Raw genomic sequence first — 12,288 nt, forward strand, 5'->3', positions numbered from 1 at the left:
CTACCATCCCGGCCTTGTCTCCCGCTTTTTTCCGTTTGCCGTTCGATCTGCCCGGCGCGCCCTTCAGGCGCTATCATGGGCCCCGGACGGAACGGTATAAGGAACCCAGATGCAGCATGACGAGGCCTTGACGCCGGGGTTGATGGTGGTGCACGGCAACCACCTGGAGGAATTGCGCGAGCTGGCGGTGGCCTGGATGCGGCGCTATCCGCTGGCCCCGCTCGAAAACGAGGTGATACTGGTGCAGAGCAACGGCATCGCCCAGTGGCTCAAGCTGGCCCTGGCCGAGCACCGCAGCGGCGGCATCGCCGCGGCGGTGCAGGTGGAGCTGCCGGCACGCTTCTTGTGGCAGACTTACCGCACCGTGCTCGGCAGCCACAGCATTCCGCTGCAGTCGCCGCTCGACAAGGCGCCGCTTACCTGGCGGCTGATGCGGTTGTTGCCCGATCTGCTGGCGGACCCGGTGTTCGCCCCGCTGCACCGCTTCCTGCGGGACGACGCGGACGCGCGCAAGCGCTACCAGTTGGCCGAACGGCTGGCGGATCTGTTCGACCAGTACCAGGTATACCGGGCCGACTGGCTGGCGGCCTGGGCCGAGGGGCGGGATGAAATCATCAATATGCGCCAGGGCGCCCAGCCCCTGGACGAGGCCGTGCGCTGGCAGCCGGCCCTGTGGCGTGCCCTGCTGGCCGACGTGGGCCGGGATGAGCTGGCCGGCAGCCGGGCCGGGGTGCATCCGCGCTTCGTGGCCGAGCTGCGTGAACGGGACTGTGCCCCCGCCGGACTGTCGCGGCGGGTAGTGGTGTTCGGTATCTCCTCGCTGCCGGCCCAGACCCTGGAGGCCCTGGCGGCCCTGGCGCGCTTCAGCCAGGTGCTGCTGTGCGTGCACAACCCCTGCCAGCACCACTGGGGCGACATAGTGCCGGATCAGGATCTGCTCCGGCACCAGTATCGCCGCCACCGGCGCAAGCCCGGCCAGCCCCCGGCGCTGAGCGACGACGATCTGCACCAGCACGCCCACCCGCTGCTGGCGGCCTGGGGCAAGCAGGGGCGGGACTACATCAACCTGCTCGACAGTTACGACGATCCCGACCACTACCGGGCCCGTTTCGACGCCATCGGCAGTCGCATCGATCTGTTCGGCGAGGGGCAGACCGACCACCTGCTCGGCCAGTTGCAGGACGACATCCTCAACCTGCGCCCGCTGGCGGAAACCCGCGCCCAGTGGCCGCCGCTGGCCGACGAGGCCGCCTCCATCCGTTTCCATCTGGCCCACAGCGCCCAGCGCGAGGTGGAGATACTGCACGATCAGCTGCTGGCGCATTTTGCCGCCGACGACAGCCTCAAGCCCCGGGAAATCATCGTGATGGTGCCGGACGTCAACGCCTACGCGCCCCATATCGAGGCGGTGTTCGGCCAGTACGGCCGGGACGATCCCCGCTATATTCCCTTTACCCTGGCGGACCAGGGCAGCCGCGGCACCGAGCCGCTGCTGATCGCCCTCGAACACCTGCTGCGGCTGCCGGAAAACCGGCTTACGGTGAGCGAGGTGCTGGATCTGCTGGATGTGCCGGCCCTGCGCGATCTGTTCGGCATCGAGGAGCAGGACTTGCCCACCCTGCACCGCTGGATAGAAGGGGCGGGCATCCGCTGGGGGCTGGACGCCCGCCGCCGGGCCGAGCTGGGCCTGCCCGCGGAGCTGGAGCAGAATACCTGGCGCTTCGGCCTGCGCCGCATGCTGCTCGGCTATGCGGTGGGGGCGGGGGAGGCCTGCCAGGGCATAGAGCCCTATGATGAAATCGGCGGCCTGGACGCGGCGCTGATCGGCCCCCTGGTGCGGCTGCTGGACGCCCTGGACCGGCTGCACGGGCAACTGGCGCGGCCGCTGCCGGCCGCCGACTGGGGCGCGGTGCTGCACGGCCTGCTGGCGGATTTCTTCCTGCCCCGCCAGGAGCGGGATCAGGCACTGCTGGCGGGGCTGACCGAGGCGCTGGAGCAGTGGCAGGAGCTGTGCGCCGGGGTGGCGCTGACCGAGCCGCTGCCGCTCAACGTGGTGCGCGAGGCCTGGCTGGGGGCCCTGGATCAGGGCCGGCTCAGCCAGCGTTTCCTGGCCGGGGCGGTCAACTTCTGCACCCTGATGCCGATGCGCGCCATTCCCTTTCGCATGGTGTGCCTGCTCGGCATGAACGACGGCGACTACCCGCGCAGCCAGACTCCGCTCGACTTCGACCTGATGGCCGGGGACTACCGCCCCGGCGATCGCTCCCGGCGGGAAGACGACCGCTACCTGCTGCTGGAGGCGCTGCTGGCCGCCCGCGAGCAGCTCTACATCAGCTGGGTGGGGCGCAGCATCCGCGACAACAGCGAGCGGCCGGCCTCGGTACTGGTGGGCCAGCTGCGCGATCACCTGGCCAACGGCTGGGTCATGGCCGACGGCCGCCCCCTGCTGGCGGCGCTGACCACCGAGCACCCGCTGCAGCCGTTCAGCCGGGACTATTTCGGCACCGGCCCCCTGTTCAGCTATGCCCGGGAATGGGCCGAGCTGCACCGCCCCCGGGCCCCGGGAGAGGCCCGGGCCCTGCCGCCGCCGGTGATCGAGGAGGCCCAGCCGCTGGAGCGGTTGCAGCATTTCCTGCGCGATCCGGTCGGCCATTTCTTTACCCAGCGGCTCAAGGTGTACCTGGACGAGGAAGTCCAGCCCCAGCTGGATGAAGAGCCGTTCCGGCTGGACGGCCTGCAGCAGTACCAGCTGAAACAGCACCTGCTGGAGCAGGCCAGCCTGGCGGCGGAGGCACCCTTGCCGGCCCTGGCGCAGGCCGCCCGCCGGCTGCAGGGCAACGGCGTGCTGCCCCTGGCCGGCTTCGGCGAGCGCCTGAGCCAGCAACTGCTCGCGCCCCTGCCCGAACAGTTGCAGCGGTTCCAGGACCTGTGCCGGTGCTGGCCCGAGCGGCTGGACTCGCCGCTGCCGGTGCAACTGGCCCATGCCGGGATCGAGCTGCAAGGCTGGCTCGGCGGCCTGCACCGGGCCGGCGAACGGCTGGCACGCATCGAGCTGCAACCCGGTACCCTGCTGCGCAAAGCAGGGCCCAAGTGGCACCGAATATTGCGCCCCTTCGTGGCCCAGGTGGCGGCGGCCGCCGCCGGCATAGAGCTGACCACCTTGCTGGTGGGGGAGGATACGACCCTGCATTTCGCCCCCCTGGCGCGGGACGAGGCCGAGGCCATCATGCAGGGCTGGCTGGAGGCCTGGCGCGCCGGGCAGGCGGCGCCGCTGCCGGTGGCGCTCAATACCGCCATGGCCTGGCTGGACCAGCAGGACGAGGCCAAGGCCGAGGCCGCCGCCCGCCTGGCCTATGAGGGCGACGGCTACCACGGCCCGGGCGAATGCGGCCAGCATGCCGCCCTGGCGCGGCAGTTTCCCGACTTTGCCGCGCTTTGCGCCGATGGCGGCTTTGCCACCTGGAGCCGGTTGCTGTACCAACCCTTGCTGGACCATCAACCCGAACTGCTGGAGGCCGACGCATGAGCCCCTTACCCACCCGCCCGCTGGCGCTGCGCTTCGTGCTGCACGGCAGCCGCCTGATCGAGGCCAGCGCCGGCACCGGCAAAACCTTTACCATCTCCGCCCTCTACCTGCGGCTGGTGCTGGGCCATGGCGGCGACGCCGGCTTCGCCCGCGAGCTGCTGCCGCCGGAGATCCTGGTGGTGACCTTTACCGACGCCGCCACCCGTGAGCTGCGCGATCGCATTCGCGCCCGGCTGGTGGAGGCGGCGGCGGTGTTCCGCGCGGAGCAGGCCGGCGATCCGTTGCTGCAGGCGCTGCGCGACGACTTCGATCCCGAACGCTGGCCGGCTTGTGCCCGCCGGCTCGATATCGCCGCCCAGTGGATGGACGAGGCGGCGGTGTCCACCATCCACGGCTGGTGCCAGCGCATGCTGCGCGAGCACGCCTTCGACAGCGGCAGCCTCTTTACCCAGACCCTGGAAACCGATCACGGCGAACTGCTGGCCGAGGTGGTGCGCGACTACTGGCGGCGCCAGTGCTACCCGCTGGCGGGCGAGGCGCTCGACTGGGTGATGGCGCACTGGCAGGCGCCGGATCTGCTGCTGGGCGAGGTCCGTCCGCTGCTGGGCGAGCAGGATGCCGTCGGCGGCGAGCTGGGCGAGCTGCTGGAGCGCTCCCTTGGGGAGCAGGCCGAGGCACTGGCGGCGCTCAAGGCGCCCTGGCGCCTCTGGCTGGAAGACATTGATGGCATATTGCAACCGGCGATAGCGGCAAAACAGGTACACGGCAAATGGTTGCAGGCCAAGCGAACCGACGGTTGGCTGGCCGCCATACGCGATTGGCTCGAGAGTGATGAGGTTGCGCTGTCGCTCAGCGAGGCGGCGATTTATCGTCTGACGCCCGAGGGAATAGCGGAAGCCTGGAAAGTCGGGGAGGCACCGTCACACCCCGCCTTTACCGCCATGCGGACGCTGCCCGGACAGCTTGCCGCCCTTGCCGCGCCGCTCGAGGCACCCCGCCGCCACGCCGCCGCCTGGATCCGCCGCCGCTTCGACGAGGAAAAGCGCCGCCGGGCCGAGATGGGCTTCGACGACATGCTGTCCCGGTTGGACGAGGCCTTGCAGGGAGAGAACGGCGATCGCCTGGCCGAGGTGATCCGCCGCCAGTTTCCGGTGGCCCTGATCGACGAATTCCAGGACACGGATCCGCTGCAGTACCGTATTTTCGACCGCATCTACCGGCTGGCGGAAAACGACCCGGCGTGCGGCCTGTTCCTGATCGGCGATCCCAAGCAGGCGATCTACGCCTTTCGCGGCGCCGATATCCACACCTACCTGGCGGCGCGGCGGGCCACCGACGGCCGCCACGACAGCCTGGACACCAACTTCCGCTCCGCCACGGCCATGGTCGACGCCGTCAACCGGGTGTTCGAGCTGGCGGAGCGGCGGGAGTCAGGCCAGGGTGCCTTCCTGTTCCGCTCTGCCGCCGACAACCCGCTGCCCTTCCTGCCGGTGCGGGCCCAGGGCCGCAAGGAGTGCTGGCAGCTTGACGGCGAGCCCGGGCCGGCGTTGACCTGCTGGCAACTGGAGCAGGAGGAGCCGCTGTCGGGCACCACCTACCGCGCCGAGATGGCGGCCCGGGCGGCGAGCGAGATCACCCGCCTGCTGAGCCTGGGCCGGGAGGGACGCGCCGGTTTTGCCGGCGACCAGGACTTCGCCCCGCTGCGGCCGAGCGACATTGCCGTGCTGGTGCGGGATTTCAAGGAAGCCGAAGCCATCCGCGGCGAGCTGGCCGCCCGGGGCGTGCGCAGCGTCTACCTGTCCGACAAGGATTCCATCTTCGACAGCCGGGAGGCGAGGGATCTGCTGTTGTGGCTGCGCGCCTGCGCCGAGCCGGAGCAGGATCGCCGGTTGCGGGCGGCCCTGGCCAGCCGCAGCCTGGGCCTGGAGCTGCATGAGCTGGAACAGCTCAACCAGGACGAACGCCACTGGGAGCGGCGGGTGATGCAGTTTCGCGGCTACCGACAGCGCTGGCAGCGCCAGGGCGTGCTGCCCATGGTGCACCAGCTGCTGCACGACTTCGCCCTGCCGGGGCGGCTGATGCTCCGGGCCGACGGCGAACGGGCCCTGACCAACCTGTTGCACCTGGCCGAGCTGATGCAGCAGGCCGCCGCCGGCCTGGACGGCGAGCAGGCATTGATCCGCCACCTGGCGGAGCTTATCGGCGGCCAGGGCCAGGCGGCGGACGAGCAGGTGCTGCGGCTGGAAAGCGACGCCGCCCTGGTGCGGGTGGTGACCATCCACAAGTCCAAGGGGCTGGAATACCCGCTGGTGTTCCTGCCCTTTATCTGCTCCTTCCGCGAGGCCGGCAAGGGGCGGCCGGTGCAGCTGCACGACGGCGCCCGCCGCCGCCTGGTGCTGACCCCGGACGAGGACGACCTGGCCCTGGCCGACCGCGAGCGGCTGGGGGAGGATCTGCGGCTGCTGTACGTGGCGCTGACCCGCGCCCGCCACGCCTGCTGGCTGGGGCTGGCCGATCTCAAGGTGGGCAACGCCAGGGCCTCGCGCCTGCACCGCTCGGCGCTCGGCTACCTGCTCGGGGGCGGGGCCGAACTGCCCGCCAGCGCCGCCCTCGGCGACTGGCTGCACCCGCTGGCGACGGCAGGCGATACGGTGGTGCTGCCGGCCCCGGCGAGCAGCGGGCAGTGCCTGCCGGTCGAGACCGGGGCGGAGCGGGAGCTGCGCTGGCGCACGCCCGGACGCGCCGCCGCCGAGCACTGGTGGATTGCCTCCTACAGCGCCCTGCGCACCGGCGAACAGGGCGGGACGATACCGGCCCGGCGTTTCGAGGACGCGGCGCCGGAAAGCCCGGCGGCGGCCAAGGTGGCGGACGACGAGCGGGAGGCGGTGTTCGTGCCGCTGCGGCCGGGTGAAACGCCGACCCTGCACCGCTTTCCACGCGGGCCCAACCCGGGTACCTTCCTGCACGGCCTGCTGGAGCTGGCCGGGCGCGAGGGCTTTGCCGGCGATGCGGCCGGGCTGCGCGAGCAGCTTGCCCGCCGCTGCCAGCTGCGCGGCCTGAGCGAGTGGATACCCCCCCTCGGCGACTGGCTGCGGCAACTGCTCGGGGCGCCCCTGACCGAGGACGGCGCCACCCTGGCCGGGCTGTCGGCCTGGCAGCCGGAGCTGGAGTTCTGGCTGGAAGTCAGCCGGGTAGACGTGCGCCGCATCGACGAGCTGGCGCAGGCGGCGGTGCTGCCCGGCCAGCCCCGGCCGGCGCTGTTGCCGGACCGGCTCAACGGCATGCTCAAGGGCTTTATCGATCTGGTGTTCGAGCACGACGGCCGCTATTTCGTGGTGGATTACAAGTCGAACTGGCTGGGCTCCGACGACGACGCCTACACCCCGGAGGCGATGGCGGCCCAGGTGCTGAAACACCGCTACGATCTGCAGTACCTGCTCTACCTGCTGGCGCTGCACCGCCAGCTCCGGCTGCGCCTGCCCGACTACGACTACGACCGCCACCTGGGCGGCGCCCTCTACCTGTTCGTGCGCAGCCCCGGCGCCGTTTACCGCCACAAGCCGCCGCGCGAACTGATCGAATCCCTCGACGCCCTGTTCCGGGGCGAAGACCCGCAGGAGACCGCCGCATGACCCCGTCCGAGATGATCACCGAGCCGGCCCTGCAGCGGCGGGAGGAGATGCTGGCCCTGCTCGATGCCTGGGTGGCGTGCGGCTGGCTGCGGGCCCTGGACCGGGCCCTGGCCGGCTTTTTCCTCGAGCTGGATCCGGACGCCTCGCCCCTGCTGCTGCTGGCGGCGGCCCTGGCCAGCCACCAGCTCGGCCAGGGCCACGTCTGCCTGGATCTGGCCGCCACCCTCGACAATCCCGACTTCGCCCTGTCGCTGCCGCCGGAAGGGGAAGCGGCGGACGCCGGCTGGCTGCCCTCCCAGCTGCTGGCCGGAGTGAGCCTGGCCGCCTGGCAGGCGGCCCTGGCCGCAAGCCCCCTGGTGGCCGACGCCGGAGGCGACACGGCGACGCCGCTGGTGCTCGACGGCGAGCGGCTCTACCTGCGCCGATACTGGCGTTACGAGCAGTCGGTGGCCTCGGCCCTGGCGGCGCGGCTGCGCCGGGAGCCGCCCCTGCCGGACGCGCTGGCGGCGCGGCTGGATCGGCTCTTTCCCGATCCGCTGGTGGTGGCGGGGGAGCGGCTGACCGACTGGCAGAAGCTGGCCTGCGCCCTGGCGGTGAGGGGCAATTTCGCGCTGATCACCGGCGGCCCCGGCACCGGCAAGACCACCACAGTGGTGCGGCTGCTGGCCCTGTTGCAGGAGTCGGCCGGCGAGCGGCCGCTGCGCATCCGGCTGGCGGCCCCCACCGGCAAGGCGGCGGCCCGGCTGACCGAGTCCATCGGCGGCCAGGTGGCGTCGCTGCCGGTGAGCGAGGCGGTGCGTGCCCAGATCCCGAGCGAGGTGACCACCCTGCACCGGCTGCTCGGCAGCCTGCCGGCCAGCCGCCATTTCCGCCACCATGCCGGCAACCCGCTGCCGCTGGACGTGCTGGTGGTGGACGAGGCCTCGATGATCGATCTGGAGATGATGGCCTGCCTGCTGGCGGCGTTGCCGCCCCATGCCCGCCTGATCCTGCTGGGCGACAAGGATCAGCTCGCTTCGGTGGAAGCCGGCGCCCTGCTCGGCGACCTGTGCCGGGACGCGGAGCGCGGCCGCTACGATCCGGCGCTGGTCGACTGGCTGGAGCAGGTCAGCGGCGAGTCCGTGTGCGATCCGGCACTGGTGCCGGGCCATGCCGACCGGCATCCGCTGGCCCAGCGCACCCTGATGCTGCGCTATTCCCGCCGCTTCGGCAGCGGCTCCGGCATCGGCCGCCTGGCGCGGGCGGTGAACGAGCAGGACGCGGCGACGGCCCGTGCCATACTGGCCGAGGCCGGTGAGGATTTGCACCTGCGGCGGCTGCGCGGCGAGCAGGACTCGGGATTGGACAGCCTGCTGCGACGCGGTCGGGGCCAGGCCCGGGGCTACGGCCATTACCTGGCGGTGATGACGGCGGCGCGCCCGGCCGCAGACTGTCCGCCGGAGGATCCGGCCTGGGAGCATTGGGCGGCGCAGGTGCTTGCCGCCTTCGACGAGTTTCGCCTGCTGTGCGCGGTGCGCAAGGGCCCCTGGGGGGTGGAAGGACTCAACCTGCGCATCGCGGCGCTGCTGCACCGGCAGGGCCTGCTGGAAGGGGATCAGGGCTGGTACGAGGGGAGGCCGGTGCTGGTGACCCGCAACGACTACAGCCTGGGGCTGATGAACGGCGATATCGGCATCGCCTTGCGCCTGCCCGACGAGCCCGGCCGCCCGGTGCTGCGGGTGGCCTTTCCCCGCAACGACGGCTCCGGCGGCCTGAAGTTCATCCTGCCCAGCCGGCTGGGCGCGGTGGAGACGGTGTTCGCCATGACGGTGCACAAGTCCCAGGGCTCGGAGTTCGCCCACACCGCCCTGATCCTGCCGGAAACCCTCAACCCGGTGCTGACCAAGGAGCTGCTCTACACCGGCATCACCCGGGCCCGGCACTGGTTCAGCCTGGTGGAAAGCCGGCCCTCGGTGTTCGACGAGGCGGTGAAACGCCGGGTGGAGCGGCGCAGCGGCCTGCTGGCCGGCCTGCAGGGTGAGGCGTGAGAGCAACAGTGGTCGATGGGATGCGGACGGTAGGCTCCATTTCAATGGACCTCCCGACCACGGTGCCGTGGTTTGGTCGAATAAATTCGACCCTAGGGGACAGCCTGTTCTCCGGGGAACTGGCCAGAATAAAAAGGAAGGACTGAGATGCAACTGCAACCGGCAACGATGGTGCGCGCCCATGGCGACGGTTAAACGGCCGGCGCCGGCTTCGCTGGCGGATCCCTACTACTACCTGGTTAATGCCCGCACCCTGGTGGGCTGGGTGCTGGAGCATCACGGCGATCTGCTGCTGGACGGGGAAAAGGCGCAGCTGGCCGCCTGGCTCGGCGCCGGGCGTGAAGCCCGGGCGCTGCTGGTGCGCATGGTGATGCGCAAGGGCGAGCACTTTCGGCTGAGCCGGCTGCGCTATCCGGAGATTGGGGCGCCGGCTCCGGTCGCGGAGGAGCTGGTGTCGCTGGGGCTGGTGCAGAGCCGGACGCCGATCCCGGTGGAGGAACTGACCGACCTGCTCACCCTGGCAGAGCTGAACCGCTGTTTTGCCGGCGCCTTCGCCGAGGCCGGGCTGGTCCGCGCCAACAAGGGCGTGAAGCGGGACTGGCTGCGGGCCCGGCCCGAGTACGCCACGCCGCGCCCCTTTGCCGACTGGTGGCCCGCCAGCCAGGACCGCCTGCTGAGCCTCGCCTGCATGCCCCTGTTCGAGCGGCTGCGACTGATGTTCTTCGGCAACCTGCACCAGGACTGGTCTGAGTTCGTGCTCACCGAGCTGGGCAGCCAGCGCTACGAAAGCGTGGCCTTCACGCCCGAGTCCCGAGCCTTCCATCACCGCGCCGAGGTGGATCATTATCTGGTTTTGCACCGGCTGCGGGAGCGGCTGGAACAGGGTGAAGCGCCGGCCACCTTACTGGAAGCCTTGCCGGCCCCGCTCGATAACGACTGGCTGGCGGCTCGTCGGGCCAAGCTGATGTACCAGCTGGCCCGGGCGGCGGAAAAGGCCGGCGACGGCGATACCGCCCTTCGGGCCTATCGCCACAGCGATGACCGTGAGGCCCGGGTGCGCCAGGCCCGGCTGCTCGAACGCCGGGGCGACCATGGCGACGCCTTTGCCCTGGCCCAGGCGGGGCTGGCACAGCCCCGGGACGAGGCCGAGCTGCAGGGCATGACGCGGTTGTACCGCCGGCTTTACAAAAAGGTGGGTGGCCCGGCGCCGGCGCCCGTTACCGAGGCCCCCGTCGTCACCCGCACCCTGACGCTGCCGGCGTCGGAGGAGCGAGTAGAGCGGTTGGCGGCCAAGGCCCTGGCCGGGCCGGACACACCGGTGTATTACGTGGAAAACCAGCTGTTCAACGGCCTGCTGGCGCTACTGTGCTGGGAAGCGCTGTACGCGCCCCTGCCCGGGGCCTTCTTCCATCCCTTCCATGCCGGACCGGTGGATCTGTACCGGCCCGGTTTTGCCGAGCGGCGTCAGGATTTGCTCGCCGCCTGCCTGGCCCGGCTGGAGAACGGCAGTTACCGGCCCGCCATCCTGGCGCGCTACCGGCAGAAGCTGGGCATCAGCTGCCCGCTGCTGGCCTGGCCGGCGCTGTCCGAGCCCCTGCTGGCGCGTGTGCTGAGCTGCATACCGCCGGCGCACCTCAAGGCCATCTTTACCCGCCTGCTGTCGGATCTGCGCGGCCACGGCAGCGGCCTGCCGGATCTGATCCGCTTCCTGCCGGACGGAGGCTATGAGCTGGTCGAGGTCAAGGGCCCGGGGGATCGGCTGCAGGACAACCAGCGCCGCTGGCTGGCGTTTTTCCACCAGCAGGGTATTGCCGCCTCGGTCTGCCAGGTGCGCTGGTCGCCTTAGCCAGTGCCCTTTCACCTATGCTGAAAGCAGTCATCACCAGGAGGCGGCATGAACAGGATGGAACAGCTGGCGCGGCTTAACGCCGAAACGGCGGATGACGGTCCGGCCCTGGGCCTGCTGGCCGAGGCCCTGGCGGCCGGGGCGCGGGGCGACTACCCGGTGGCGGCCTGGCTGATGGATGCCTCGGGCCGGGTCTGGGCCAGCGGGCAGAACCGGGTGTTCAGCGATGGTTTTTGCTCGGCGGCCCACGCTGAGATGCAGGCGCTGGATACCTTTGAACGACTGTCGGTGCGTCCGGCCGCCACCGGGCTCAGTCTCTGGGTGAGCCTGGAGCCCTGCCCCATGTGCCTGGCCCGGGCCCTGTACGCCGGGGTGGGCGAAATCGTCTATCTGGTGGAGGACGAGGCCGGCGGCATGGTCCATCGCCGTGACCAACTGCCACCGGCCCTGCTTGAGCTGGTCCGCCGGGTTCGCTGTCGCCCGGCCCGGCTCGGCTGGGCGGTGGCGCGTTTCGCCGGGGAGCTGGCCCGGGCCTCCCGGGCCGAACTCAGGGCGGCCCTGCTGGCGGCCCGTGAGGGCGATGGCCCCTGATCATCAAAAAACACGGAAAATTTATTTTTGCCTGCATCCTTTTGTGCTCCTGGCGGGTAGTACAAGGGTGGCACCTCTTGCCGCGCTCGATACGACCGTCATAAGGAGACATGACATGCAAAAGCCTCACCTCAAGATGACCCCTGTGCTGGCCCCGGCCCTGCTGCTCGGCCTCGCCTTCGCCGCCCACGCCATGGTGCCCGAGAGTATACAGGTGCCGGCAGGCCACCAAGTGGCCTGGGAAACCGTGGGGGTAGGTGAAATCACCTACGAATGCCGCGACAAGCCCGACGCCCCCGGTGAACTGGGCTGGGTGTTTGCCGGGCCGGATGCGGTGCTCAACGATCGTGCCGGCGCCGAGGTGGGCCGCTACTACGGCCCGCCCGCTACCTGGGAGGCGGCGGACGGCTCCAAGGTCACCGCCACCCAGCTGGCCGTGGCCCCGGCCGGCGAGGGCAATATTCCCTACCAGCTGGTGCAGGCCGATCCCGCCATGGGGGAGGGCGCCATGACCGGCGTCACCTATATCCAGCGGCTGGACACCCGGGGCGGGGTGGCGCCTGCCATGGCCTGCGGCGAGGCCAACAAGGGCGAACGTCAGATAGTCCGCTACCAGGCCGATTATATTTTCTGGAAAGCCGGCTGAAGAGGGGTGGCTGCGCCGTC

The 12,288-nt window shown here is 70.6% G+C and carries 6 protein-coding genes; all 6 read left to right on the forward strand.

The features are described 5' to 3' along the window. Positions 1–109 precede the first annotated feature (109 nt). Positions 110–3,526 carry an exodeoxyribonuclease V subunit gamma gene (gene recC / locus JKV55_RS07330; RefSeq protein ID WP_202083731.1) on the forward strand — a complete coding sequence of 1,139 codons (3,417 nt, stop codon included), beginning with the start codon at positions 110–112 and terminating at the stop codon, positions 3,524–3,526. Continuing rightward, positions 3,523–7,158, forward strand: a complete 3,636-nt coding sequence (gene recB / locus JKV55_RS07335; RefSeq protein WP_202083732.1) for an exodeoxyribonuclease V subunit beta — start codon at positions 3,523–3,525, stop codon at positions 7,156–7,158. Before recC ends, recB begins: the two co-directional genes overlap by 4 nt. After that, positions 7,155–9,185 carry an exodeoxyribonuclease V subunit alpha gene (recD, locus tag JKV55_RS07340; RefSeq protein ID WP_237332732.1) on the forward strand — a complete coding sequence of 677 codons (2,031 nt, stop codon included), beginning with the start codon at positions 7,155–7,157 and terminating at the stop codon, positions 9,183–9,185. Before recB ends, recD begins: the two co-directional genes overlap by 4 nt. Before the next feature lie 181 nt (positions 9,186–9,366). Beyond that, the gene (locus tag JKV55_RS07345) at positions 9,367–11,031 is read left to right on the forward strand and encodes a VRR-NUC domain-containing protein (protein WP_202083734.1); all 1,665 of its coding nucleotides are present in this window, start codon (positions 9,367–9,369) and stop codon (positions 11,029–11,031) included. Between the two features lie 48 nt (positions 11,032–11,079). Then, the gene (locus JKV55_RS07350; RefSeq protein ID WP_202083736.1) at positions 11,080–11,622 is read left to right on the forward strand and encodes a nucleoside deaminase; all 543 of its coding nucleotides are present in this window, start codon (positions 11,080–11,082) and stop codon (positions 11,620–11,622) included. A 115-nt stretch (positions 11,623–11,737) separates the two neighbouring features. After that, positions 11,738–12,268, forward strand: a complete 531-nt coding sequence (locus JKV55_RS07355; protein ID WP_202083738.1) for a DUF3455 domain-containing protein — start codon at positions 11,738–11,740, stop codon at positions 12,266–12,268. The last annotated feature ends 20 nt before the right edge of the window (positions 12,269–12,288 follow it).

It is taken from the genome of Zobellella iuensis (assembly GCF_016746085.1).
Lineage (GTDB): Bacteria > Pseudomonadota > Gammaproteobacteria > Enterobacterales > Aeromonadaceae > Oceanimonas > Oceanimonas iuensis.